Genomic DNA, 25056 nt, shown 5'->3' on the forward strand with positions numbered 1-25056 from the left:
CGGCGTCAGCGCGGCGCGCTCACCACTTCACCATCACCTTCGGCGGGTTGACCTCGGCCGTGACGCGCGGGACGTCGACGAGCACGTCGAGGAAATCGCTGCCCGGCTGGCTCAGATCGAGGTTCGCCGCCTTGGGCTCCACGCGCGCCAGGATCGCGTCGGGGTTGACGGCGCCCACGTCCTCCGGCGTCCCCGTGATCCTCACCTGCACGATGGACGGCGTCACCGTGGCGCGCGGGATCCCGACCACCTCCACCCTGCGATCGAAGGTACGCGTGGCGAGCTCGCGCCCGATCTCGATCGTCGCCATGACGCTGTCGACGTCGTACGTCACGAGCTTCGGCGGCCGGTCGAGGGCGAGCAGCCGCTGGTAGGTGCCCTCGGTGAGCCCGCTGATGTCGAACGGCGCGGTGCGCGCGAGCTGCATCACGTCGACGACCGAGCGCGGGCCGCGGGCGTTGACCATCGCCGGCTCGATCCCGACCGTCCCCTTCACGAGGAACCCCTGCGCGGCGTCCCCCGTGCGCGGCACCTGCACCGGGATCGGGCGCACGATGACGTCGTCCCAGCGGAGATCGATCGTCGGCGGGTAGATCTGCTCGACCGTGAGCCCCGCCGGGACGTGGAACATCGACTTGTCGAGCTCGATGCGCGTGACCGTGCCGTTCCGGAGGTCGAGCTGCAGCGTGCCGAGGTCGTCGGCGCGGAGGTCGTCGAGCTGGGTGCGCGAGCCCCGCACCGTGACCGAGACCGCGTTCGGGACCTGAGTCATGAGCTGCCGGTTGTTGGACTCGGGCGGGATGATCGTGACGATGTCGAGCGAGAAGGTGCGCTGCGCGTTCTCCGCCCCGTGGATGAAGGCGTAGAGGCACAGCGCGAACGTGAGCGAGAGGAGCTTGAGGCCGAGGTTGTCGAGCAGCGCCGCGCGGAGCGCCTCGCGGAGGCCGGCCAGCGTCATGGCTCATCTCGCGGGGGCATGCCCTCCGCGCTCCCCTTGGATGCGGCGGTCGCCGCGGCCTGCCCCGTCGGAACGAAGGTGCGCTGCGACGGGACCGGAGAGTCGGTCGCGCCCGCCGGGACGTCGACCATGGCCGGCCGGCCGCGCTCCGACGAGGGGCGATCGCCGTCCGGCGGCGCCGGCGCGGCCGCCGCGCTCCGGAGGTCGGCGCTGGACGCCGCCGGGGCGCGCGCCTCGGCGCCCGAGCGCATCGGCGTGGAGGTGGACATCCTCGACATCGTCCGCGCTTCGCCCTCCGCGGGCGCCTTGATCATCGAGGTCGTCTTCGTGATCGGCGCCGCGGGCTTGCCCTCGATCGGCGCGGGCTTGGCCGCGGCGGGCTTGCCGGGCTCGTGGCCCGGCGCGGCGGCGGCGCCGGCCGGGGCGCCCGCCGCGGGGCTGCGGACCGGCGGCGTCGGGAGGCTCGCGCGGCCGCCCTGCGCCACCTTCTTCGCGAAGCGCCGCCGGCGCGACGAGCGGCCGAACAGCCCGAGCAGCGCGTGCCGCAGCGACTGGCCGTCGAGGTTCGACACGATGTTGCCGCTGAAGCAGAAGCTGATCGTCCCGCGCTCCTCGCTGACCACCACCACGACCGCGTCGGTCTCCTCGGTGATGCCGAGCGCGGCGCGGTGCCGGGAGCCGAGGCTCGCGTCGAGGATCTTCGTCTCGGGCATCGGGAAGAAGACGCCGGCGCGCGCGATCTTGAGATCGCGGATCAGCACCGCGCCGTCGTGCAGCTTGTTCACCGACTCGGGGACGAAGAGCGACACGAGCAGCTCCCGGGTCACGACCGAGTCGATGTGGATGCCGTCGCTCTTGACGAACTCCAGCACGTTCGCGTCCTGCTCGAAGGCGATGATCGCGCCCATGCGGTGGCGGGCGAGCTCGGTCGCGGCCGCGACCACCTCGTCGATGACGCGCGACTGCTGCTCGCGGCCGCTCGTGAACCAGTTGCTGCCGCCGACGCGGATGAGGGCGCGGCGGATGTCGTTCTGGAAGACGACGACCACGATGAGGATGATGGACGAGAGCAGCCACGAGAGGAGGTTGAGGAGCGTGGTCAGGCCGAAGACCTTCGCCCCGAGGTAGATGAGAAAGACGATGCCGAGCCCGAGGCCCATCTGCATCGCGCGCGTCCCCCGCAGCACGAGCAGCGCGCGGTAGACGACGTAGGCGACGATGAAGATGTCGACGAGGTCCCGGGCGACCTGCGTCACCGGCCTCGCCGCGAAGAGGCGGAGGAACCCGTCAGTCATCGCCGCGCGCCCCCTCGGTCAGGGGAGCACCGGGGCGCCGGCGGCCGCCCGGGCCGGCGCGCTCGATCGCGCGCATCACGTCGAACGCCTGGCGCACCGGGCCGACGTCGTGGACGCGGACCGCCGCGGCGCCGCGCGCCGCGCACGCGAGCGCGGCCGCGACGGTGCCGCCGAGCCGCTCCGAGGGCGGCGCGAGCGCGTCGCCGCCGGCCGCGCCGCGCTCCGAGGCGGCGGCGCGCGCGAGGAACGACTTGCGGCTCGGCCCGACGAGCACCGGGAAGCCGAGCGCGCACAGCTCGTCGAGCCGGGCGCACAGCTCGATCGACTGCCGCGCGTTCTTGGCGAAGCCGAGGCCCGGATCGAGGACGAGCTCGCCCTGCGGCAGGCCCGCGTCGAGCGCCCGCGCGGCGGCGACGGACCACTCGCGCGCCACGTCGGCGACGACGTCGCGGTACGCGTCGTCCGGGTACGCGGAGAAGCCGGCCATCGCCGACATCGGGCCGCGGCTGTGCATGAGCACGAGCGACGCGCCCCGGCGCGCGCAGAGCGCGCCGAGCTCTGCCGCGCTGTCGAGCGAGATCGTGTTGACCACCGCCGCGCCGTCGTCGAGCGCGCGCGCCGCGACGGCAGGAGAGGTCGTGTCGATCGAGACGATGGCCCCCCTCTTCACCGCGTCGCGCACGCTCCCGCCGATCCGCGCGATCTGCTCGTCGTCAGGCACCGGCTGCGCCCCCGGTCGCGTCGATTCCGCGCCGATGTCGATCATGTCCGCCCCCTCGGAGAGCATCGCATCGATCTGGGCGAGCGCCGTCTGTTCATTCTCGAAGCGACCGCCGTCCGAGAACGAGTCCGGCGTGCGGTTGAGGACCCCCATGATCACCACGCTCCTGCGGCGTTCGAGCAGCATGCGCAGCGGGGACATTTCCTGTGGGTAGCAACTTTTGCGCCGAACGGCAATTGTCTGCTCCGATCGATGTTTTCTGGGAGCAATTGGAACATCGCGAGGGCGTCCGAACGCGGCGCTCCGGCGTACAGCGGGCGCGCGCGGGTGTTGGACGACGCGCCTCCATCAACATTCGGCCGCGCGTCCGGCTTCCAGGGCGCTGCCTCTCGTTCGGGGCGGCCCCTCGTCCAGGGACGTGCGCCGGGGGCGACGCTCCGCACGACGCTGACTCGGCCACGCTTCTTTGCTAGGGTCCCGCCTACACCTTGACATCGGCGGCCGCCCGCGGCCGTTCGGTGGCGGCGGGGTGACGCGCGAGCGTGCCCCGTCAACCGTTTCTCAGGTTCCCTCCAGCGGACGAGACCGAGCGGTTCCATGCTGCGCACGCGTATCCGGGCAGGTCCCCTCGCCGGCTTCGTCTTGAGCGTCCTCTTCTCGGCGCTCTTCGCCGTGATCAGCGTGGGCGAGCTCTTCATCCCCGTGCTGAGCCCCGAGATGGGCAAGCCTGCGCCCGTGACGCTGCGGGTCCCGTACGGGCCGCGCATCGTGCGCGACTCGCACGACGGGGGCTTCTCGCTCTCGTACGAGCACCGGCGCGTCATCGTGCCGCGCGGCACGGTGCTGTCGGAGCGCAACGAGGATCACGACGCCGCGATGGCGTACGAGACGGTGCGGCGCATGCGGCGGCCCGGGCTCGGCGCGCGCATCGCGAGCACGTACGTCATCTACCTGATCGTCTGCCTGATGCTGACGGTCTACCTGCGCCGGTTCGGACAGAACCGGGTGCGGCTGCTCCGCACGCAGGTGGGCATGTTCGTCCTGATGACGGGCTCGTTCCTCGTCGCGAAGCTCCTCCTGCTCTTCACGGCGCTGCCCGAGTTCTGGATACCGGTCGCGGCGCTCCCGCTCTGGGTCGCGATCGCGTTCGATCGGCGGACGGCGTTCCTCGTCGAGGTGGGCGTCGCGTTCATCGCCGCGTCGCTGCTCCGGTTCGACGTCGTCCTCCTGTCGGTGCTGCTCGTGCGCGGCATCGCGGCGACGATGTTCTTCTTCAAGCGCAAGGGCTCGCGGCAGCTCCTCATCGCGGGGAGCCTCGCGGGCCTCGCCGGGGCGATCGGGTTCATCGCGCTCACCGTGCTGTTCGAGGGCAGCTTCGACCTCGGGGCGGATCTGAAGCGCTGGCTCGGGTCCAACGTGCTGGCCTGCATCGGCGGCGGGCTGCTCGTCGGCCTGCTCGGGCGGAGCCTCCGGGAGCCGGCCGAGCGCGCGATGGGGCACGTGCCCCGCGACAAGCTGCTCGACCTCACCGACCTGGAGCAGCCGCTGCTCAAGAAGATGGCGGCGGAGGCGCCGGGGAGCTGGGAGCACGCGCGCGCGATGGCGAACCTCGCCGAGGCGTCGGCCGCGGCGATCGGCGCCGACGCCCTGCTGACGCGCGTGGGCGCCTACTACCACGACCTCGGCAAGACGGTTCAGCCGAAGTACTTCATCGAGAACCTCGGGCCGGGCGAGCGATCGCCGCACGAGGATCTCGAGCCGGAGGTGAGCGCCGACGCCATCATGGCGCACGTGGTGATGGGCACGAAGATCCTGCGCGAGGGCAACATCCCCGAGCCGGTGGTCGAGTTCGCGTACACGCACCACGGCACGCAGGTGGTCGAGTACTTCTGGCACAAGTGCGTCGAGCAGGGGAACCCGAAGGACCTGACGCAGGAGCACTTCCGCTATCCGGGCATGAAGCCGCAGACGAAGGAGACGGCGATCCTGATGCTCGTCGACTCGATCGAGGCGGCGTCGCGCACCATCTGGCCTCCCGAGCACAAGAAGTTCGAGGAGATGATCCAGCGCGTGATGTTCTCGAAGCTCGCGTCTGGCCAGCTCGATCAGTCGGGGCTGACGATCGAGGACCTGCGCATCATGACGAGCCGGATGGCCTCGACGCTGGTCAACATGTACCACGGGCGCATCAAGTACCCGTGGCAGCGCGAGAGCGATCGCGCCGGGCACACCCCGCCGCCGGCCACGGCCACGCCGCACCCCGTGCGCCCCGCCACGCCCACGCCCGTGCCGCCGTCCGGCGCGACGGCGCGCGACGGGAGCGCCGCGGCGCCGCCCGCCTCGACGGCGCGGGGCGCAGCCGCGGCGGCGCCCGCGTCGACCGCGCGGGGTGCGGCAGCGGCGCCCGCGTCGACCGCGCGGGGCGCTGCCGCGGCGCCCGCGTCGACCGCGCGGGGCGCGGCCGCGGCGGCGCAGGCGGGCAGCGATGACGGCGAGGGGGGCGCGAAGGAAGAGAGCCCAGCGGAGTCCGTGCGGGCGCCGAAGAAGACGCACTGAGCAGGCCGGGCGCGCCGCGCGCTCCTCCGCGGCGCAGCGGCCTGCCCCTGAAAGGACGGTCCGATGCCGCCGACGATCGAGCAGAGCTTCATGAAGGCCCTCTTCCACGGCATCATCGCCGAGGACATCATCTTCCCGTACCCCGAGATGCCCGCCGAGGACCGGGAGACGACGTCGATGATGCTGGACAGCGTGCGGCGGTTCTTCGCCGCGAACGTCGACAGCACCAGGATCGACCGAGAGCACGCCATCGATCCGGGCCTGATCGACGAGATGAAGGCGCTCGGCCTGATGGGCCTGCAGATCTCGGCCGAGCACGGCGGGATCAACCTCAGCAACATGGCGTACGCGCGCGTGATGCAGGAGGTCGGCGGGCTCGACGCGTCCATCGCCGTCACCCTCGGCGCGCACCAGTCGATCGGGTTCAAGGCGATCCAGCTCTTCGGGACGGAGGACCAGAAGCAGCGCTACCTCCCGAAGCTCGCGACAGGCGAGTGGATGGCGGCCTTCGCGCTCACCGAGCCGGGCGCCGGCTCCGACGCCGCGGCGATCAGGACGCGCGCCGAGGTGTCGGCCGACGGCTCGTACTACACGCTGAACGGGTCGAAGATCTGGATCACGAACGGCGGCTTCGCCGACGTGTTCACGGTGTTCGCCCGGACGTCCGCGCTCGAGGAGGGGAGCAAGCCGAAGCTCACCGCCTTCATCGTCGAGCGGGGCATGGGCGTGAAGAGCGGTCCGAACGAGCACAAGCTCGGGATCCGGGGCTCGTCGACGACGGAGCTCTTCTTCGAGGACGTGAAGGTGCCGCGCGAGAACGTGCTCGGCGAGGTCGGCAAGGGGTTCAAGGTCGCCGTCGAGGTGCTCAACAACGGGCGGCTCGGTCTCTCGGCCGGGTGCGTGGGCGCGTGCAACACGCTGATCCGGCTGGCGCTCGACCGGGTGCAGGAGCGGCGCGCGTTCGGCCGGAGCATCGGCGATTTCGGGCTCATCAAGGACAAGATCGCGACGATGCTGGCGCACACGTACGCGCTCGAGTCCATCACGTACCTGACGGCGAGCCTCGTCGACGCCAAGGGCCCCGATTTCTCGATCGAGAGCGCCATCTGCAAGGTCATGGGGAGCGAGACCCTGTGGTTCGTGGTCAACGAGACGCTCCAGATCGCGGCCGGCATCGGCTACATGCAGGACTTCCCCTACGAGCGGCACCTGCGCGACGCCCGGATCAACATGATCTTCGAGGGGACGAACGAGATCCTGCGCTGCTTCATGGCGCTCTCCGGCATGAGCGGCCCGGGCAGGGAGCTCGCGGACGTGGCGAAGGCGATGCGGGAGCCCATCAAGGGCTTCGGGCTGCTCAGCGATTTCGCGCTGCGCAAGGCGCGGTCGGTGCTCGGGCGCGAGCGGATGTCGAAGGCGCACCCGCTGCTCAGCCGGGAGGCGGTGCTCTTCGAGGAGTACACGGCCGAGCTCGCCGCCCGGAGCCAGGACATGCTCCGGAAGCACGGGCGGGAGATCGCCGAGATGCAGTACGCGCAGCGCCGCATCGCGGAGATGGCCATCGACCTCTACTGTATGGCCGCGTGCATCGCACGCACGACCCGGGCCATCGAGCGGCGCGGCGAGGACGGGGCGCGGCGGGAGATCGATCTCACGACCGTGTTCATCGGCATCGCGCAGAAGCGGCTCAGGCAGCATGTGTCGGACTTTCAGAAGAACGACGACGAGCTGCGCAAGGCGATCGCGGTGCGTGCCTATGCGGATCGCGCCTACCCGTTCGACATCCTGTAATCGCAGCCCGCCTCACCTCGGCTGACACCGAGGGAACCACACGATACGGCGCTCCATGTAGATCCATCGCAGGAACTACACGATACAGCGCTCCATGTAGATCCATCGCATCACGCTCATGGACCGTATCCGCGCTCTGTTTCAGACGTTTTCAGCGCACGGCAGGGACGGATTGCGATATCATCTGGTGGGGATTAACGTTGGCGTAGGCCCTTCGACAGAAATCGGGTGATCGCTTGTCCCAGGCTTGGGCATCGGGTGGCAGGTGCGGAGCCATGCAGGAGACTGAAGGTCGGGCCGTCATGGATAAGTACCGCCTCGAGCGCAGGCTCGGGAGCGGCGGCATGGGCGACCTGTGGCTGGGCTTCGACATCAAGCTCAGGCGGCGGGTGGTCATCAAGTTCATCCGGAGCTTCGCGGCGACGGAGCCGGAGCTCATTGCCCGCTTCGAGCGCGAGGCCCGCGCGTCCGCGCGCGTCCGGAGCCCCTACGTCATCGAGACCTACGATTACGGCGTCGATCGCGGCTGCGCGTTCATCGTGATGGAGTACCTCGAGGGGGAGGACATGAATCGCCGCCTCGATCGCGAGCAGAAGCTCCCGCTCGCGCAGGCCGCGACCCTGTTCACGCAGCTCGGCAAGGCCCTCGACGCGGTGCACGCCGCGGGGGTGATCCACCGGGATCTGAAGCCGGGGAACATCTTCATCACGTCCTCGGGCGGCGATGAGCTGGTGAAGGTGCTCGATTTCGGCGTCGCCAAGTCGTCCTGCTCGCGCGACAGGATCACGAAGACAGGCATGGTGCTCGGGACGCCGAGGTACATGAGCCCCGAGCAGACCATGGCGCCCAAGCAGGTCGATTACCGGAGCGATCTCTGGTCCATGGCGGTGATCCTGTACCGCGCGATCACCGGCCAGTGCCCGTTCGGCGGCGCCACCATCAACGAGCTGGTCCGGCACATCTGTCAGACCTCGTTCCCCAGGGCGTCCGCGCTCGCGCCGGAGCTCCCGCCCAGCGTCGACGCGTTCTTCACGCGGGCGTTCCAGTTCGATCCCGGCGCGCGGTTCCAGTCGGGCAAGGAGATGATGGAGGCGTTCTCCGCGATCGTTCAGCAGGCGCCGGCCTCGCTGCGGTCTCCCGAGCCGCCGCGCGCGATCCCCGGCCCGCCGCCGTCCGAGCGGAGCGCGATCATGAAGCGGCGCGCGCTGGGCGTGCCCGCGGTCGCGCCGCGCTATGGGATGGATGAGACGACCATGGCCGCCATGCAGGCGACGCCGGCGAACGATCTCGGCGGCGGGCCGCAGACGGCCGCCCCCTCCGAGCCCGCCGACGACGACCGGCCGAGCGAGGTCGTGCTGGACAGCCGCGTCCTGCCGCCGCTCCGGGTCCCCTGGCTGGTCGCGATCGCGCTGCTCCTCGCGGCCGCCTCGGTCGTTTGCCACAGCATGGCGCAGGGCGCGGACTGGTCGCTGGGGGCCGCGGAGAGCCCGACATCGATGAGCCCGTGATCGGCGGGCGCCGCGCCGCCCTCGTGGCGGGCGCGGCCCCCTCGCGGCGGTCGCCTCCCCGACCGTCGCGCGCGTGGCGGCGTCGCGGCGCTGGTCGGGCGGAGACTACCGCGCCTCGGCTGTGGGCGCCTCGTTGATGCCGGCGATCCACCTGAGCTTCGGCGCGCCCTCGTCGATCCAGCGGTCGCGCACCCGGCGCGCGAGCTCCGGGTGCTGGCTCGCCTTCACGGCCAGCACGGACACGAGGCATGTGCCCGGCCAGGACTCGTAGGCCGCGATCGCGCCCGCGTACTCGTCGCTCGCGAACACCGACTCGAGGCTTCCCTGGAGCACCTTGAACACGAGCGGCCGCACCTCGCCGTCGATCTCCTGCGTCGTCCGGATGAGCTGCGCCTCCCCGAGCCGCACGCCGTAGCCGTCGGCGAGCGGCGCGTTCTTCGCCCAGAACTCGTCGAGGCAGCTATCGGGATCGCTCGGCCCCGAGGTGCTCGTGTAGAGGATCGTCAGGGCGGCGTAGTGCTCGTCGCCGTACCGGAAGGTCGCGCGCGTCGGGTGGCTCCAGATCCGCACCCTGCGCCAGCTCTGCCAGTCGACAAGGGGCACATCGAGCGTGTCGAACCGGTCCCGGCGCCGCCCCCAGGGCTCCTTGAGCAGCCGCTCGAGCGCGGCCCGCTCCGGGTCGGCCGCGTCGCCCCCCGGGTTCTCGCGGGTGACCGAGGCCGGCGTCGGCGGCAAACCGGGCGCCCTCGGCGGCGGACCGCCGCTGCTGCACGCGCTGAGCGCGAGGGAGGCGAGCAGGGGGACCGCCGACGCGGTCCCCCCGCGGAGGAAAGAGCGCGCGATCGGCCTGGAGCAGGGCATGGGCAACACGAGCCTCGGCTGGCGGTTCTCGGACGGCAGCCCCGCGAGCGGTTCCCGCGGCGCCGCTACAGTCGGACCTCGCGCATCGCAATTTTATTCTTGTCGAAGACGCCCAGCCCGAGCTCGCCCGCGATGCGGATGTACGAGGGCTCGCGACTCGCCTCCTTCAGCGTGGGCAGCCCGTTCTCCTTGCGCCACCCCTCGACCACGCCCCAGCCGATCACGTCCATCGCGACCGGATCGGTCGTGGCGTAGACCGACTCGTGGAGGACGCGCCGCTTCGGGTTCTTGTCGAGCGGGCCCTGGTCGTAGATGAGCTTGAAGCCGTCCGTGATGTGCAGGCGCACGCGGCTCTTCACGACGTCCTGCGCGTAGAGCTCGGCGATCTGCGGGCTCGCGGTGTGCTCGTGGAACGAGTGCGGGTTGATCGTCGCGCCGTGGGTGATGTTCTTGAGGCACCCGGTGTAACCGCAGATCGAGTGATCCTTGATCAGCGAGACGTTGATCACCGCGGTCGCCTCGGTGAAGGGGCGGACGAACTTGGTGGGGATGCCGCAGACCGTGATGCTCGGCATCACCGCGTCCTTGTTCTCGTGCACCGCGGCGCGGATCCCGGCCGGGAACTCGGCGGCGGGCTTGGCGGTGCGGTCGGCGCAGCGCGTGCCGGCGAGGAACGACGGGTACTGCTCGAAGATCATGACGTTCTCCGCGGGCACGCCCGCCGCGATCACGCCGCGCACGATCTCGAGCACGAGCTCCTTGTTCGTGGCCATGGTCGCGCCCTTCTGGCCGGCGATGCCGTTGGCCTTGATCGCCACGCGATCGTCCTTGTGAACGAACCGCCCGAAGGCGGCGCCGAGGTCTGCCTTCCCGGTGAGCTCGGCCATGGCCCGCTCGAGCATCAGCTTCGCCGCGGACGCGTCGGGCCAGAGGCCGTTCGGCTGCAGCGAGTTCGCCTTCGTGACCTTCACGATCTTCCCCGGGATGGAGAGCGGCGTGAAGCCGGGGGGCGGCTTGGCCGCGAGGCTCGGGACCGCCTCGGCGAACGCCGAGCTCGGGCCGAGGAGCGCGGCGCCCGCGGCGCCGGCGGCGAGCCCGCCCAGGAAGGCTCGGCGCGAGCGCCCCGCGGAGCCGGGATCAACGAAGCGACGGGGATCGTGGGGCATGAGACCTCGTGGTGAGCGCCGTGGGGCGGGGTGAATGCCGCCGGGTCGCCGGGCGCCCGGAGCGCTGATGGTAGCCGAGCTTCTCGCTCGAGACACGGCGACCGGACGCCCGGGGGCGGCGAGCTCGTCGTCGCCTCCCGCGTCCGCCATGGCGGCGCCGCTCCCGGGCGCGCCGGGTCCCCGCGATCGGCTCGGGTTTTCAAGGGCGCGCGCGGCCGGCATGCCGCTCGCTTGGCGCCCGGGCCGAGGACACGAACGCCGCGCGCCGGTGCGCGGACGGCGACGTCCTCTGCGCGTTGAGGAGGCGCGGCACGATGGAGGAGACATCGAAGCGGAAGGGCTCGCTCGCCGATCGGGCGGAGGCAGGGCAGGCCGTGGAAGCGCGGCGTTCATGGCGGAAAAGGGCGCTGGCAGCGCTGCGGGAGTCGGCGTGGACCGCGCTGGGCGGCAAGGTGGTGGCGTACGGCGCGGGGTTCTTCGCGCTGGCGCTCGTGGGCTCCGGGCACGCGCTGAGCCTGCTGCCGGCGCGGCGCGCCGCAGATCCGGCGGCTGGGCTGGCGATGGTCGCCAGCGGGCCGGCGCCGATCGGCGCCGCCGGCGCTGCCGGGAGCGCGCCGCCCCACGCCACGGCCGATCCCGCGGACGCAGGGGCAGCAGCGGAGGCGCCGCCGGGCGACGGCGGGGCGGGCGCTCCGGCGGGCGGCGGCGTGACCGCGGACGGCAAGGTCGTGCTGAACCTCGCGACAGAGGCGGACCTCATGCGCCTCCCCGGCGTGGGGCCGGCCAAGGCGGCGGCGATCCTGGCGCTCCGCGCCAGGATGAAGCGCTTCCGGAAGGTCGACGACCTGCTCCGGGTCAAGGGGCTCGGCCGGCGGTCGCTGAAGCGGCTGAGGCCGCTCGTGCTCGTCGATCCGCCGTGATCCCGCCGTGACGTTGCGCGCCGCGCGCCTCGTCGCGGCCTGTTCGCTCGCTCGACCAGGCCGCGAGGAGGGGCGTCGTGCAGCAGGCGCGCGTCGTGCACGCGCGTGTGCAGCAGAGGCGCTGTCAGGACCGGTGAGCCCATAGCGCATCGGGCGTGCAGCGCTGCGACCGAGTCCCGTGTCCGCCTCGCGATATGCAAGCTCGCGAGGGCGCGCAGATACGGTGTTTGCGGAACACCGATGCCTATGCGGCAGCGCGCGACGCCTCGACAGGACGCATGCGGCGGCGCGCGCTGCCTGTCCATCGAGGGTCGTTGGAGCCCCTGTGCCGAACTCGGCTCACCGCTCCATCGGGGTCCGCAGCGGCCGTCTGCTCGCGGCGCGCCGCGCCGTGACGACGGGAGCCGCGCGCCGTCGTCCAGCGATCCACCGCGCCGAGCCCCCTTGCCCTCCGAGGGCGCTCGGGCACACTGCGCCGCGATGCACGTCCACTTCGTCGCCGTCGCGGGCACCGGCATGGGTGCGCTGGCGGGGCTCTTCAAGGCCGCGGGGCACGAGGTCTCGGGCTCCGACGTCTCCTTCTATCCGCCCATGGGGCCGGCCCTCGAGCGCTGGGGCATCCGCCTCATGACCGGGTTCGATCCCGCGCACCTCGACCCGCGCCCCGATCTCGTCGTGATCGGCAACGTCTGCCGCCCGACGAACCCCGAGGCCCGCGCCGCAATCGAGGGCGGCATGCGGGTGACCACCATGGCCCACGCGCTCGCCGACCACATGCTCGCCGGCCGCTCCCCGCTCGTCGTGGCGGGCACGCACGGCAAGACGACGACGAGCTCGATGTGCGCATGGCTCCTGCACGAGGCAGGCAGGGATCCAGGGTTCCTCATCGGCGGCCTGCCGAAGAACTTCGAGGCGAGCTTCCGGCTGCCCCAGAGCGCCGCCCCGGCGGGCGACCGCCGCGGCCTCCCGCTCCTCAACGAGGCGGGCGCGGGTCGCCGCAGGACGCCGTTCGTCGTCGAGGGCGACGAGTACGACACCGCCTTCTTCGAGAAGACGCCGAAGTTCTGGCACTACCGGCCCGAGGTGGGCGTCGTGACCTCGATGGAGCACGACCACGTCGACATCTACCCCGACGCCGCGTCCTACGAGGCGGCGTTCCGCGGGTTCGTCGAGCGGATCCCGGAGACGGGGCTCCTCGTGGCGGCGGCGCACGATCCGCGGGTCGTCCACGTGGTGTCGCGGTCGGCGCGCGCCGAGGTCGCCTGGTTCGCTCTCGAGGGCGACGACACCCACGGAAAGCCGCCGCACTGGCTGGCCGCCCCCGCGGAGGCCGGCCCGAGCGGCCAGTCGTTCGACCTGTACGCCGGCGGCGTCATGGCCGGGCGCTTCGCCCTGCAGATGCCGGGGCACCACAACGTGCGCAACGCGATCGCCGCGGTCGCGGCCGCGGCGCACGGCTTCGGCGTGCCGCTCTCGACGGCGACCGCCGCGCTCGCGAGCTTCGAGGGCGTGCGGCGCCGGCAAGATCTCCTGTTCGAGGCGCGCGGGGTGCGCGTCTACGACGACTTCGCGCACCACCCGACCGCCGTGGACGAGACGCTGCGCGCGCTCCGCGCCCGGCACCCGGAAGGCGCGCTGTGGGCGGTGTTCGAGCCGCGCAGCGCGACCGCGTGCCGCGCCCTCCACCAGGATCCCTACGCGCGCGCCTTCGGCGCGGCCGATCGCGTCGTGCTCGCGCCGCTCGGTCGGCCGGACATCGCCGCGGGCGAGCGGCTCGACCTCGACCGGCTGGTGCGCGACCTCGAGCAGGCGGGCAAGCGCGCGGAGGCGGCGGCCTCGGTCGACGCGATCGTCGCGTCGATCGCGCGCGACGCGCAGGAAGGCGACACGGTGGCGCTGCTGTCCAACGGGGCGTTCGGCGGGATCTACGAGAAGCTCCGCGGCGCGCTGTCGGCGAGGTCGCGATGAGCGGGCGCGGGCCAGCGGAGCTGCTCGAGCTCACCGGGATCGCGCTGCGCGTCGCCGAGGAGGCCGCCACGCTCGTGCAGGCTGGGTTCCGCGCGAGCCCGCGCGTGGAGGAGAAGGGGCCGCACGACCTCGTGACCGAGTTCGACCGGGCGAGCGAGGAGCTGCTCATCGCGCGGCTCGGCGCGCTCACGCCGGGCATCGCCGTCGTCGGCGAGGAGCAGAGCGCCTCACGCCCGACGTCCTCCCGCGGCGGGCTCGTCTGGTACGTCGATCCGATCGACGGCACCACGAACTTCGTCCACGGGCATCCGTTCTGGTGCGTCTCCGTCGGCCTCATGGACGACGACACGCCCGTCGCCGGCGCCGTTGTCGCGCCGGTGCTCGGGATCCGCTGGACGGGCTACATGCCCCGCGATCCGCGGCCCCCCGGCGGCGGGCCGGAGCCGGCGGCCGTCGGCGAGGCGCGCCGCAACGGCGAGCGCTGCGCGGTGAGCGCCACGGCGTCGCTGCAGCACGCGATGGTCGCGACCGGCTTCCCCCCGGTGCGCGATCGGGCTCCGGACAACAACTTCGACGCCTTCATCACGGTGAAGCGAAACGCCCAGGCCGTGCGGCGCTGCGGCAGCGCGGCCATCGATCTCTGCATGGTCGCCGACGGGACGTACGACGCCTACTGGGAGCGCCGGCTGCACGCCTGGGACATCGCCGCGGGGAGCGCGATCGTGCGCGGCGCCGGCGGCGTCATCACCGGGCTCGACGGCCGAGCGCCGGACTACCACACAGGAAACATCGTGGCATCCAACGGGCTCGTCCACGCCCCCATCGTCGCGCTCTTCTCCGACACAGGTTCGCCCGCACGCTAGGCGTGGCGTCATGCCAGCTCCGGATCGTCCCGACGGGAGCGGACCGACCCTGCATGAACGCGAGACGCGATCAAGACCAAGAGCGAGACGGCGAGCGAGATCAAGCGCAAACTGTGGTTGACGACGCCCTGACGACGCCCTGACGACGCGATGACGACGCGCCAGCCACGCGCCATTCATGAACCACCCAGGCGCGAGATGAGCGACGCCGCGGCGAAGAGCGGTTGACTGAGCCAGCGAGAGAACTATCCTATGGTCGTTCCCTCTGCCGACTTCGTGAGGCGCTGGACGATTGAATCCCGAGTAAGCGAGAACCAGGGAGCCAACAACGATACCGTGGTGAGCTAGGCCCGGAATCATTCACCGGGAAGCCTGAAGCGGTACTTAGGCTCCCACCTAGCAGCTATGCTAGGGGTTCAAGTCCTTCTGCCCACGTCCTCGGCGGTACGGAACATCTCTCCCCTGCGGGCCGTTCATGCGGCCCGCAGTTTTTTTGTCTCCGGGAGCTGAGCCCAGCGGCTGCCGCACCGCGGCGTCGTCTGCTCGCGGCCGCCCGCCTGGGCATGACGCAGCCCCGCGCGGGGTGGAACCCTTGCGCGGTGCGCAGCCCAGAGCGCAGGCGGTACCGTCGCGCGGATCGACGCAGGGCGGCGCATCAGGCAGCACCGTCACGCGGATCGACGCAGGGCGGCGCATCAGGCAGCACCGTCACGCGGGTCGGCGCAGCGCGGTGCATCAGGCAGCACCGTCGCGCCGATCGGCGCAGCGCGCCGCGCAGCCGGCGCCGCCGCGCCGCTGTCGCAAGGGCGCCGCGGGCGGCATCGCCGCGGGCCGGCGCAGCGCGGCGCGCGCGGCGTCTGCGCCCGGACGGCGGCCCGGCTTTTGTTTCCGTTCTCATTCCCCTTCCGGTAGCTTCGGGCCTGCGATGGATACGAGATCCCCTCGATCTTCAGGAGCGCAACACGACGAGCAGCGCCCGCTCGCCGGCGCAGCGCGGCTCGGGCCGTCAAACCACATCACGCGCCGCGTCCACGGCCGCTCGCGCTTCATCCGGCGCCTGGCCCTGACGCTCGCGATCCTCGCGGTGCCCGGGGCGGCCCTCGCCGCGGTGACGATCAAGGGCAGGACCACGGGCACGCCCAAGCTCCTGAACCCGGTCTGGAACGAGGCCAAGGATCCGAAGGCGAACCGGTACACGTTCCGCGAGCCGTCCCCGACCGTCCGCGCCGATGTGCGCACCCTGGTCGGCCACGCCCCGAAGGAGCTTTGCGTCGCCGCGCTCGCCGAGAAGGGCGCGCCGCTCAAGACGCCGCGCTCCATCGTCATCGCCGGCGGCCGCACCACGCCGGTGACCCTCGTCGTCGCCGAGGGCCAGCAGCTCCAGTTCGAGAACCACGATCCGTTCCCGCACAAGCTCTACGACGTCGGCAACAAGGGGCTCCAGCCGGTCGAGGTCGCCGCCGCCAAGACCCGCGCCTGGACGCCGCCGGGGCCGGGCAAGTACGAGATCCGCGATCAGCTCGCCCCGAGCATCCGCTCGTGGATCGTCGTCGAGCCCAGGACCGTGGCCGTCGCGTACCCGGACCGCCAGGGGAACTTCACGATCGAGCTCGAGGACGGCAAGTACACGCTGCAGGGCTACTTCAACGGCGAGCCGGTCGGAAAGCCCCTCGAGGTGGTCGCGAAGCCGACCCCGGACGAGCAGTTCATCAAGGAGGCGCTCGTCGTGGGCGAGAGCGGCGGTCCGAGCGCGGAGGCTGGAAAGTAGGCCATGCTGCTGTCGCGTTTCTGGTACGGGGTGCTCGCGCTCGCGCTCGGCGCCGCGGTCTTCATCCTCTTCGTCGCCGCGCAGCTCTACAACCGCTCGGGCCACCGCGCGATGAGCGAGGCGCTCGGCGCCGACTCCAGCGCGGTCGAGTGGTTCCTCAACGACGACGCCCGGAAGCGCTCCAGCGCCCTCATCCGGGTGGCGCTGAACCCCGCCCTGCGGAGCGCGCTCGCCAAGTCGTCGACCGAGGCCAAGCCCGGCCCCGACCTCCGCGAGAAGGCCCGCGGCGCGCTGCGCAGCGCGACCGAGGAGGTCCCCGCCGACCTCAAATTCGATCACGTGTGGGCCGTCGACGCGAGCGGCCGGGTGATCGCGTCCGTGGGCTTCGAGCACCGCGAGGACTGGGAGCTCGGCGGCTACCCTGTCGTCGCCGACGCCCTCCACGGCTGGATCCGCGACGACGCCTGGGTCTGGAAGGGCCGCATCCTGCGCGTCGTGGCGCGCCCCGTCGAGCAGGACGGCAACGGCGAGCCGGTCGGGGCGGTGATCGGCGCCAAGATCATCGACGACACCTTCGCCCGCGCGGTGACGAAGCGCACCGGCGCCGCCGTCGGCTTCTACGCCGAGGGGTCGCGCGTCGCGTCCGGCGCGCCCGAGGGGTTCGACAAGGCGAACCTCGATCAGATCACGCAGGATCTGAAGCTGCTCGACGACAACAAGGACTACATCGAGAAGGGGCGCTCGGAGGTCCGCGTCATCGGCCAGCACCTCGGCGTGGTCTACGCGCGGCTGCCCGGCGAGGCGTGGGAGCTCGGCGCCGGCTACGCGGTCGGCCGCCTCGCGGCGTCGGTCGACTCGCCGTTCAACTTCCTCGACAAGGCGAACAACGAGGACAAGGGCAAGGTGCCCACGGTGCTGATCCTCGCCGCCGTCCTCGGCCTGGCCGCGATCGGGCTGGTGTTCTCGTTCCTGGAGCACACGAGGCCGCTCCAGGTGTTCCGCAACGAGGCGGCGCGCTTCGCCAAGGGCGACGTCGACGTGCTGGCGCCGAGCCGATTCCGCGGCGCCTACCGGAAGGTCGCGGCCGACATCAACGACGGTGTCGAGAAGGTGGCCGCGAAGGGCGGCGCGCCGCGGAAGGCCGCCGACCTCGAGCAGGTGCTCGGCCCGATCCCGGCGCAGCCCGCGATGAGCGCGTTCTCGGTGCCGCTCGGCCCCGGCGACGCGCGCCCCGAGTCGCGCCCGTCGTACCCGAAGCCGATGGTGAGCCCGCGCGGCCCGACGCGGCGGCCCGGCTCGCACCCGCTCAGCGGGCCGCCGCCGGCGCGCGAGTCGGAGGACCCGGTCGAGGCGATCGAGGAGGTCTCCGATGCGGCGATCGCGATCTCCGCCCGCAGCCCCTCGGCCGCTCCCGGGCGCCCGCCGCCGCGGCGCCCGCCGCCGCCGCCGCCGCCGCCCAGGGCGCCAGGCGCGCCCGCCCCGGCGAACCCGCTCCCCGACGCGGCGAGCGCGATCCCCGACGCGACGAGCGCGCCGGCCGCGCGGCAGGACGGCGCGGGGGACCCGGACGAGCTCACCGAGTGGAACGCCGTCTACGAGGAGTTCCTGTCGGTCAAGCAGCAGTGCGGGGAGCCCACGAACGCCCTCACCTTCGAGAAGTTCAAGGGGACGCTGCAGCGCAACAAGGACGCGCTCGTCGCCCGCCACAACTGCTCGCGGGTGCGCTTCACGGTCTACGTGAAGGACGGCAAGGCGGCGCTCAAGGCGTCGCCGGTGAAGTGAGCCGCCGGGGCGGCCGCGCGGGGAGATAGACCCCATGAGACGAGGATCTCCCGGCGCCGCGGGCGCGGCGCTCGCCGCGATGGTGGCCGCAGGCGCGGCGCGCGCGTCGTCGGGGCTCGACTCGCCGGACATCGGGGTCCTCCAGCTCGGTCGCGGCGGCGCGTGGGTCGCGCGGGCGGACGATCCGCTCGCGGCCTACTTCAACCCAGCGGGGCTCGCCGCGCAGCGGAGCAGCGCGCACGGCGGCGTCCACCTGATCCATCTGGCGCAGTGCTTCACGCGCCTCGGCCCCGACGGCCGTCCCGTCCCGCCGAGCTACACGACCGCCATCCCGGCGCCCGGCAGCGAGGCCGGCCCCGACCCGGAGGTGTGCGCGGAGAGCGGCCTGTTCCCGAACCCGCAGGTCGCCGGGACCCTGCGCGTGAGCGACGCGCTCGCCGTGGGCGTCGCGGTGCTCGGCCCGCACGGCGTCGGCGAGCGGAAGTGGCCCGAGTCGCTGCCGTACACGCACCCGAGCTTCGGCGACATGACGCAGCCGTCGCCGCAGCGTTACCTGCTCACATCGCTCGACGCCCTGATCTTGATGCCGACGCTCTCGGTCGGCTTCACGCCCGCGGAGGGGGTCTCGATCGGCGCCGGGTTCATCTGGGGCACGGCGAGCATCGATTTCGTCAACTTCAGCGAGGCGACCTCGGCCGAGGGGGGTGACGACTTCAATTCGCACAACGATCTGCGCACCCGCGCGCGGGCGGACGATCTCTTCATTCCGGGCTTCGTCCTCGGCGCGCGCTGGGCGGCGACGGATCACCTCGATCTGGGCGCGTGGTTCAAGTGGCAGGACGCCGTGCGCGCGAAGACCGATCTCGTCATCGAGTCGCGCTACTGGACGGCGGCCGGGGTCAAGAACGAGGACCCCTGCAGGGGGGAATCGCCGGGCTGCAACGTGACCGACGAGAAGGGCGCGGGCGATCTCGAGATGCAGATCCCGATGGAGGCGAAGCTCGGCCTCCGGTACCACCGGCCGCGCGCCGGCGCCGCCCGGCCCGCGCGCTCCTCCGCGGCCGAGCCCCGCGTGCGCGATCCGATGGTCGACGACCTCTTCGACGTGGAGCTCGACTTCACGTGGGCCCACAACAGCGCGGTCGACGCGATCGAGGTCCGGTTCCGCGAGGGCATTCCGGTGCGCGGCACGGTCGTCGGCACGGTGCCGCCGAACGCTGACGTCCCGCACCGCTGGCGCGATGTCCTGGGAGTCCGGCTCGGCGGCGATTTCGTCGTGCTCCAGAACCTCCTGGCGCTGAGGGCGGGCGGCTTCTTCGAGACCAAGGGGCAGGACGACGCCGACCTGAACCTCGACTTCCACCTCGGCCACCGGATCGGCGTCGGGGCGGGCGTGACCGCGCGCGTGGGCCCGGTCGACGTCTCGGTCGCGTTTCAGCACACGTTCTTCGGTCCGCTGGACAACGGCGGGAAGGGGCGCCTCAAGGCCGTCTCCGGCTCTGCGCCGCGCGGCTACCGCAGCGTCCAGAGCGTCAACGGCGGCCGCTTCGAGAGCAGCCTGGACGAGTTCGGTATGAGCGGAACGATGCGCTTCTGAACGGGCGGCTGCTCGACGCGGGGCCGGCAGCAGGCGCAGGGCTGCCGGAGCGGCGGGAACGCCGCGCAGCGGGCGGGAACGCCGCGCAGCGGGCGGGAACGCAATGCGGCGCCAGGGGTGCTGCGCTGCGGGGGCGCGCCGCGCGCTGCGGGGGCGCTCGCGGCGGAGCGCCGGGGCGGTCGACGCGGAAGGCGGTCGCGCCTATAAGATGGCTCCACCATGAGCGAATCGAACGTCCGCAACCTGGTCATCATCGGCTCCGGCCCTGCCGGGCTCACCGCCGCCATCTACGCGGCGCGCGCCAACCTGAAGCCGCTCCTCATCGAGGGCTTCAGCGCGGGCGGCCTGATCCCGGGGGGCCAGCTCATGTTCACGACCGACGTCGAGAACTACCCCGGCTTTCCCGAGAAGATCACCGGCCAGGAGCTGATGCAGCGCTTTCGCGATCAGGCCGCCCACCAGGGGACGGAGATCGTGACGGCGGACGTGACGAAGGTGGAGCTCACGAGCCACCCGTTCAAGGTGTGGGTGGAGGACACGCTCTACCTGGCGAAGTCGGTGGTGATCGCGACGGGCGCGCGCGCCAACTACCTCGGCCTGGAGAGCGAGGAGAAGCTCAAGAACAAGGGCGTCAGCGCCTGCGCGGTCTGCGACGGCGCGCTCTTCCGCGGCCAGGACGTCGTGGTCATCGGCGGCGGCGACACGGCCATGGAGGAGGCCTCGTACCTCTCCGGGCTCTGCAGCAGCGTCACGCTGGTGCACCGCCGCGACGAGTTCCGGGCGTCGAAGGCGATGATCCAGCGCGTGGTCGAGAACCCGAAGATCAAGATCCTCTACAGCCACGTGGTCGAGGAGGTGCTCGACGTGAAGGCCGACATGGTGACGGGCGTCCGCGTGAAGAACCTGAAGACGGGCGACAGCCACCTCGTGCCCGCGGCCGCGATGTTCGTCGCGATCGGGCACACGCCGATGACCGATCTCTTCGTCGGGCAGCTCGATACCCACCCGAACGGCTACCTGAAGACGGTGCCGGGCTCGACGCGCACGAACATCCCCGGCGTCTTCGCCGCGGGCGACGTGCAGGACTGGAACTATCGCCAGGCCGTGACGGCCGCCGGCACGGGCTGCATGGCCGCGCTCGACGCGGAGCGCTGGCTCGCGCAGCAGGGCGGCCACTGAGGAACGGACGATGGTCGAAGCGCTGCGCGAAGAGCTCGCCGATCTGACCGCCTCGGTCCGAGCGTTCCTGGAGTGGCACGCAGCGACAGGCGCCGACGGGCTGCCGGGCCTTCCTTCGGCGCTCCACGAAGCGCTGGGCGCATCCTCCGCCGAAGGCGCGCCGCCGGCCCCGCGGCGGGCGGATCGAGGCTTCCCGGGGTTGGATGCGCAGTCGCCGCCGCGCGGAGGCAGCGCCGCCGCGCCGCCCCCGGACCATCGCCCCGCCGCCCCCCATCCGGAGCAGCGCCCCGCCGCCGCGCCGCACGTCGAGCAGCGCGCCGCCTTCGCGCCGCATCCGGAGCAGCGCCCCGCCGGCGCGGGCACCTTCGCGCCCCCTCCGGAGCAGCGCATCGCCGAGGCGCCGGCAGCGCGGCCTCCGGTGCAGGCGCCGCGGGGCCCCGAGCCGTCCCCGCGGCCTGCCGTGAGCGCCGCCACGACGCCCCGCGCCGATACGGCGGCGCGCGCGAGCGCAGCGCAGCCGGACACGCCCGAGGAGCGCGTGACGCGGCTCGCGCTCCTCGCGGAAGAGGTCCGCACCTGCCAGAAGTGCCCGCTCCACGAGGGCCGCACGCACACGGTGTTCTCGCGCGGGAACCCGCTCTCCGAGGTCGTGTTCGTCGGCGAAGGGCCAGGCGCGGAAGAGGACCTGCAAGGCGAGCCGTTCGTCGGCCCCGCAGGGCAGCTCCTCGACAAGATGATCGCGGCGATGGGGTACCACCGCAACGACGTCTACATCTGCAACATCGTGAAGTGCCGGCCGCCGAAGAACCGGAAGCCCGAGCCGGCCGAGATGGCGGCCTGCAGCCCCTACCTCACCTCTCAGCTCGCGCTGATCAAGCCGAAGGTCATCGTCGCGCTCGGCGCCACCGCCGTGCAGGGGCTGATCGGCACGAACGAGGGGATCACCAAGCTCCGCGGGACGTGGAAGCTCTACAAGGGCTCCATCCCGATCATGCCCACATTCCACCCGGCCTACCTGCTGCGCCAGCCGGGCGCGAAGCGGGAGGTGTGGAGCGACCTGAAAGAGGTGATGCGCCACCTCGGCAAGAGCGCGCCCGACCGAGGCTGACGTGACCGCGCCCGCCTCCGGGCGCGGGAGCGTCGCCGCGCCTTCGATCGGCCACGCCGACGCGCCGGCGCCGGCGCGCGGCCGGTCGAGGGCGCCGGAGCCGGCGGGGGCGCCCTCGCTGCTCCGGGCCGCGCGCTGCGCGCTGGTGCTCCTCGGCGCCCTGCCCTGGTGCGTCCCCCTGGCGCGGAGCCGCCTGCCGCTCGGCGAGCTCGGCGCGGCGCTCGATCGCTTCTTCGTGCCGATGTGCCACCGCATGCCCGAGCGGTCCCTCGCGATCGAGGGCGTGCTGATGCCGCTCTGCAGCCGCTGCGCTGGCATCTTCGCCGGCGTCGCGGCGGGCGCCGCGATCGCGCGGCCCCGCCTGGCGATGACGGCGTTGCGCCCGATCCTCATCGCCATCAGCGCGATGATGGTGGTCGACGTGGCGACCCAGGACCTCGGGCTGCGCCCGGTCTGGCACGCGACCCGCCTCGCCACGGGCCTGGCCTTCGGCTACGCCGTGGCCGCGGCCTTCCTCACGCGGCTCGCGCGCCGCCCGGGCTGAGCGCTACTTGCGGCCGCCCATGGCGCGGCACTCGTGGATGGGACCCTTCGTGGCGTTGCGAACGCAGTCGCTGTACGCCGCGATGCCGTCCTTCCACTTGCCGGTGTCCTGGAGCGCCGAGCCCAGGTAGAGGTAGGGCAGCGCGTCGGTCGGATCGGCCGCGATGGCCGCGCGCGACGCCTCGATCGCGTCCTTGTACCTGCCGCGGTTGAGGAAGCTGAGCGCCTCCTTCTTCAGCTTGCCCGCGTCCTCGACGTTGACCGCGGCCGCCTCGGCCTTCTCGGCCGCAGCCTTCTCGGCCGCAGCCTTCTCGGCTTCGACCTTCTCCGCCGCAGCCCTCTCCGCCTCGGCCTTCTCCGCCGCAGCCTTCTCGGCTTCGGCCTTCTCCGCCGCAGCCCTCTCCGCCTCGACGTCCGCCTTCACCGGATCGGTAGCGGCCTCCGCCACGTTCGCGGCGGCCGGCGCCGGCGCCGGTTCGGCCGGCGGGGGCGCCTTCTCACGCGCAGGCGCGGGACTCGCCCCCACGGCCGCGAGCCTCGCCTCCATCGGCGCCGGCTTGGACGCAGGCGCCGCCATCGCGACCGGAGCAGGCGAGGACGGCTTGCTCGAGAGCACCGACTTGGCGACCACCGCCACGGAGATCACCCCGGCGAGCCCCGCGACCGCCGCGACGATCCGGCGCAGGCGCGCCCGGCGGGCGAGGGTCTCGGGCGAGAGCTGATGGACCACCACGAGGCGCTCGTCCGCGTGATCGTCCGGGTCGGTGACCACGTCGGTGAGCGGCGGGAACGACTCCTCTTCGCGCCGGAAGAACGCCGCCGTCGGCGAGGAAGGGTCGATCAGGTCGAGCGCGTCCGAGTCAGGCGCCGGCTCGTCGGCCTCGGACGCGGGGGCAGCTGGCCGATCGTCGGCGGCGGCTCGTCGAGACGCGACCGACGCCTCGGAGTCCCGCGCCTTGACCGGCGCCGCATCGCTCGCGCCGCTCGAAGCGGCCGGCAGCGCGGCCGGTGCCCTGGAGGCCTGCGGCGCAGCGGGGACCTCCGGGATCGGCAAGGCGGCGGGCGCCTCGGGGACGGGCGGCGCAGCCAACGCCCGCGCGACCGGCGGCGCAGCCGGCGCGTCACCGCCGCGCGGCGCAGCGGACACCTCGGCGTCCAGCGGTGCAGCGCGCGTCCCGGTGTCGGCGGCGTGCGCGGGCGCAGCGGAGAGATCCGCTGCCGACCCGGCGACGACGTCCGGGCCGTCCGCGACGGGGTACGCGGAGTCCCGGGTCGAGGAGGCCGGAGCCTCGGGCGCCCCTGACACCCGGGGCTGGGAGGCCCGGGGACGGAGACTGCGGCCCCTGTTCGCGCGGGCCGATGCAAGAAGTCGCTTCGACATGTCCGAACCATCCTCCCGTGATCGTCACGCCCCCGATGGCGCAGGGGACCGGCGACTCGCCCTATTCATGATCCAGGCCGGCCCCATCGGCGAGCGTCCGACCGCGCATTTCCGCGTGTCGCCGCGCCATCCCGTGTGCCGGATCGTGCCGTGTCGCCCTGACCGGCCATGCCCTCGTTCGACAGGAGGACATGATGTCTCGCGCTGCTGAAAATTGACAGAATGCGCACGGAAATAGCGCCGGACGCCCCTCCAGCGGACGCGCCCCTGAGGGGGCAGCGATCCAGGGATCGAGCCCCCCTGGCGCCGCGCACGTCAGCCTCCACCGAGCTGGACGGGCCGCCCCGCGACAGGGGCAGCGCGGAGCAGGACGAGGGTGTCGAGCTTCTTCTTCGCGTCGGAAGCGATGACCGTGCCCGCGAGGTTGTGCGCCATCTCCCAGGGCACCTCGTCGTCCGCCGAGAAGAAGGCCACCGTCGCGCTGCACGCGGCGATGTCCTTCGTGAGCTGCTCGCCGGTGTGCGACAGGTCCGGGCCGGCGAGCCCCTTGCGCTGGCGCTTGCCCATGCCGCCGCCGAACGGCCAGATCGCCGTCGCGAGGTCCTTCAGCACCATCGTGCTGACCGCGCACGCAGGGGGCTTCGACACGCGCCCCTCGGGGACCACCGTGATCTCCTTCGGGAGGTCGTCGCGGCCGTCGGTCTTGATGATGACCTTCGGCGCGCCGGCCGCGCCGAGCTCCGTCACGACGGCCGCGACCGCGCTCGGCTTCGCCCTCTTGTCGGCCAGCAGCGTGACCGGCTTGCCCTCGATCGGCAGCGCGCGGATGGCCTTCGCGAGCTTCTCCGCCCCGTCCTTCTGCGCGAGATCCACGCGCTGGCCGAGGTAGGGGCCCATGGAGTCGACCAGCAGCTCCGGCATGCCCTTCGGCTTCGGCGGCTCGGCGGGCGCCTCCACGATCGAGGTCGCCGTGGCGGCGGCGCCGGGCTCGGGCGGCTTCGGCGCGCTCTCGCACGCCGCCGCCAGGATCGAGCCGGCGACGAGCGCGAGGCGGGGCAAGGCGCTGGATCGGAAAGAGGAAGCTCGCATGG

19 protein-coding genes and 1 other RNA gene are annotated in these 25056 nt (G+C 72.4%); 13 read left to right on the plus strand and 7 right to left on the minus strand.

From position 1 onward, the window contains the following. Positions 1–19: 19 nt before the first annotated feature. Genes WME76_RS36100 through folP form a run of 3 tightly spaced genes read right to left on the minus strand, consistent with a single transcriptional unit; the run spans position 20 to position 3160 of the window. Positions 20–958 carry a CdaR family protein gene (locus tag WME76_RS36100; RefSeq protein ID WP_437956729.1) on the minus strand — a complete coding sequence of 313 codons (939 nt, stop codon included), beginning with the start codon at positions 956–958 and terminating at the stop codon, positions 20–22. After that, complete coding sequence (gene cdaA, locus WME76_RS36105) at positions 955–2253, minus strand: diadenylate cyclase CdaA (protein WP_437956730.1); 1299 nt, start codon at positions 2251–2253, stop codon at positions 955–957. The genes WME76_RS36100 and cdaA overlap by 4 nt, the downstream gene beginning before the upstream one ends. Then, positions 2246–3160: a dihydropteroate synthase gene (gene folP / locus WME76_RS36110; RefSeq protein WP_437956731.1), complete on the minus strand. Its 915-nt coding sequence runs from the start codon at positions 3158–3160 to the stop codon at positions 2246–2248. The genes cdaA and folP overlap by 8 nt, the downstream gene beginning before the upstream one ends. A gap of 411 nt (positions 3161–3571) precedes the next feature. Here folP and WME76_RS36115 point away from each other — a divergent pair, with 411 nt between their 5' ends. From WME76_RS36115 to WME76_RS36125, 3 genes are all read left to right on the plus strand, one after another. Beyond that, positions 3572–5530, plus strand: coding sequence for an HDIG domain-containing metalloprotein (locus WME76_RS36115; protein WP_437956732.1), 1959 nt, complete (start codon positions 3572–3574; stop codon positions 5528–5530). A 63-nt stretch (positions 5531–5593) separates the two neighbouring features. Next, positions 5594–7321 carry an acyl-CoA dehydrogenase family protein gene (locus WME76_RS36120; protein WP_437956733.1) on the plus strand — a complete coding sequence of 576 codons (1728 nt, stop codon included), beginning with the start codon at positions 5594–5596 and terminating at the stop codon, positions 7319–7321. A 275-nt stretch (positions 7322–7596) separates the two neighbouring features. Continuing rightward, positions 7597–8829, plus strand: a complete 1233-nt coding sequence (locus WME76_RS36125) for a serine/threonine-protein kinase (RefSeq protein WP_437956734.1) — start codon at positions 7597–7599, stop codon at positions 8827–8829. A gap of 105 nt (positions 8830–8934) precedes the next feature. Here WME76_RS36125 and WME76_RS36130 read toward each other — a convergent pair whose 3' ends face one another. Further along, positions 8935–9690 carry a hypothetical protein gene (locus tag WME76_RS36130; RefSeq protein WP_437956735.1) on the minus strand — a complete coding sequence of 252 codons (756 nt, stop codon included), beginning with the start codon at positions 9688–9690 and terminating at the stop codon, positions 8935–8937. A 65-nt stretch (positions 9691–9755) separates the two neighbouring features. Next, on the minus strand, positions 9756–10856 hold the full coding sequence (locus WME76_RS36135; RefSeq protein ID WP_437956736.1) for a DUF362 domain-containing protein: 1101 nt from the start codon (positions 10854–10856) through the stop codon (positions 9756–9758). A 314-nt stretch (positions 10857–11170) separates the two neighbouring features. Here WME76_RS36135 and WME76_RS36140 point away from each other — a divergent pair, with 314 nt between their 5' ends. The 10 genes from WME76_RS36140 to WME76_RS36185 all read left to right on the plus strand — a co-directional run bounded on the left by WME76_RS36140 (position 11171) and on the right by WME76_RS36185 (position 22585). Continuing rightward, the gene (locus WME76_RS36140; RefSeq protein WP_437956737.1) at positions 11171–11776 is read left to right on the plus strand and encodes a ComEA family DNA-binding protein; all 606 of its coding nucleotides are present in this window, start codon (positions 11171–11173) and stop codon (positions 11774–11776) included. Between the two features lie 480 nt (positions 11777–12256). Further along, positions 12257–13744, plus strand: coding sequence for a UDP-N-acetylmuramate--L-alanine ligase (locus WME76_RS36145; protein ID WP_437956738.1), 1488 nt, complete (start codon positions 12257–12259; stop codon positions 13742–13744). After that, on the plus strand, positions 13741–14607 hold the full coding sequence (locus tag WME76_RS36150; protein WP_437956739.1) for an inositol monophosphatase family protein: 867 nt from the start codon (positions 13741–13743) through the stop codon (positions 14605–14607). Before WME76_RS36145 ends, WME76_RS36150 begins: the two co-directional genes overlap by 4 nt. A 259-nt stretch (positions 14608–14866) precedes the next feature. After that, positions 14867–15059: non-coding RNA, 6S RNA (gene ssrS / locus WME76_RS36155), on the plus strand. A gap of 473 nt (positions 15060–15532) precedes the next feature. After that, positions 15533–16375, plus strand: coding sequence for a hypothetical protein (locus WME76_RS36160; RefSeq protein WP_437956740.1), 843 nt, complete (start codon positions 15533–15535; stop codon positions 16373–16375). A 3-nt stretch (positions 16376–16378) separates the two neighbouring features. Next, entirely contained in the window at positions 16379–18157 is a 1779-nt protein-coding gene (locus tag WME76_RS36165) for an MXAN_5187 family protein (protein ID WP_437956741.1), read from the plus strand. 34 nt (positions 18158–18191) lie between these two features. Next, positions 18192–19754 (plus strand): OmpP1/FadL family transporter, encoded by a 1563-nt coding sequence (locus tag WME76_RS36170; protein WP_437956742.1) that lies wholly within the window; start codon positions 18192–18194, stop codon positions 19752–19754. A gap of 219 nt (positions 19755–19973) precedes the next feature. Then, positions 19974–20933, plus strand: a complete 960-nt coding sequence (gene trxB, locus WME76_RS36175) for a thioredoxin-disulfide reductase (protein WP_437956743.1) — start codon at positions 19974–19976, stop codon at positions 20931–20933. 10 nt (positions 20934–20943) lie between these two features. Next, complete coding sequence (locus tag WME76_RS36180; RefSeq protein WP_437956744.1) at positions 20944–22041, plus strand: uracil-DNA glycosylase family protein; 1098 nt, start codon at positions 20944–20946, stop codon at positions 22039–22041. Between the two features lies 1 nt (position 22042). Then, positions 22043–22585, plus strand: coding sequence for a DUF2085 domain-containing protein (locus WME76_RS36185; protein ID WP_437956745.1), 543 nt, complete (start codon positions 22043–22045; stop codon positions 22583–22585). 3 nt (positions 22586–22588) lie between these two features. Here the strand turns inward: WME76_RS36185 and WME76_RS36190 are convergent, their stop codons facing one another. Together WME76_RS36190 and WME76_RS36195 are read right to left on the minus strand one after the other, a co-directional pair. Then, entirely contained in the window at positions 22589–23890 is a 1302-nt protein-coding gene (locus tag WME76_RS36190; protein ID WP_437956746.1) for a tetratricopeptide repeat protein, read from the minus strand. Between the two features lie 390 nt (positions 23891–24280). Then, on the minus strand, positions 24281–25054 hold the full coding sequence (locus WME76_RS36195) for an ExbD/TolR family protein (RefSeq protein ID WP_437956747.1): 774 nt from the start codon (positions 25052–25054) through the stop codon (positions 24281–24283). Positions 25055–25056 lie beyond the last annotated feature (2 nt).

It is taken from the genome of Sorangium sp. So ce119 (assembly GCF_051524405.1).
GTDB classification, from domain to species: domain Bacteria; phylum Myxococcota_A; class Polyangia; order Polyangiales; family Polyangiaceae; genus Sorangium; species Sorangium cellulosum_G.

Coding starts and splice junctions, on each gene's coding strand:
- WME76_RS36135 (WP_437956736.1), bottom strand. CDS start 10,856: ATGCCCCACGATCCCCGTCGCTTCGTTGATCCCGGCTCCGCGGGGCGC.
- trxB (WP_437956743.1), top strand. CDS start 19,974: ATGAGCGAATCGAACGTCCGCAACCTGGTCATCATCGGCTCCGGCCCT.
- WME76_RS36160 (WP_437956740.1), top strand. CDS start 15,533: ATGGATACGAGATCCCCTCGATCTTCAGGAGCGCAACACGACGAGCAG.
- WME76_RS36145 (WP_437956738.1), top strand. CDS start 12,257: ATGCACGTCCACTTCGTCGCCGTCGCGGGCACCGGCATGGGTGCGCTG.
- WME76_RS36180 (WP_437956744.1), top strand. CDS start 20,944: ATGGTCGAAGCGCTGCGCGAAGAGCTCGCCGATCTGACCGCCTCGGTC.
- WME76_RS36125 (WP_437956734.1), top strand. CDS start 7,597: ATGCAGGAGACTGAAGGTCGGGCCGTCATGGATAAGTACCGCCTCGAG.
- cdaA (WP_437956730.1), bottom strand. CDS start 2,253: ATGACTGACGGGTTCCTCCGCCTCTTCGCGGCGAGGCCGGTGACGCAG.
- WME76_RS36165 (WP_437956741.1), top strand. CDS start 16,379: ATGCTGCTGTCGCGTTTCTGGTACGGGGTGCTCGCGCTCGCGCTCGGC.
- WME76_RS36195 (WP_437956747.1), bottom strand. CDS start 25,054: ATGCGAGCTTCCTCTTTCCGATCCAGCGCCTTGCCCCGCCTCGCGCTC.
- WME76_RS36150 (WP_437956739.1), top strand. CDS start 13,741: ATGAGCGGGCGCGGGCCAGCGGAGCTGCTCGAGCTCACCGGGATCGCG.
- WME76_RS36170 (WP_437956742.1), top strand. CDS start 18,192: ATGAGACGAGGATCTCCCGGCGCCGCGGGCGCGGCGCTCGCCGCGATG.
- WME76_RS36115 (WP_437956732.1), top strand. CDS start 3,572: ATGCTGCGCACGCGTATCCGGGCAGGTCCCCTCGCCGGCTTCGTCTTG.
- WME76_RS36140 (WP_437956737.1), top strand. CDS start 11,171: ATGGAGGAGACATCGAAGCGGAAGGGCTCGCTCGCCGATCGGGCGGAG.
- WME76_RS36130 (WP_437956735.1), bottom strand. CDS start 9,690: ATGCCCTGCTCCAGGCCGATCGCGCGCTCTTTCCTCCGCGGGGGGACC.
- WME76_RS36120 (WP_437956733.1), top strand. CDS start 5,594: ATGCCGCCGACGATCGAGCAGAGCTTCATGAAGGCCCTCTTCCACGGC.
- WME76_RS36100 (WP_437956729.1), bottom strand. CDS start 958: ATGACGCTGGCCGGCCTCCGCGAGGCGCTCCGCGCGGCGCTGCTCGAC.
- folP (WP_437956731.1), bottom strand. CDS start 3,160: ATGCTGCTCGAACGCCGCAGGAGCGTGGTGATCATGGGGGTCCTCAAC.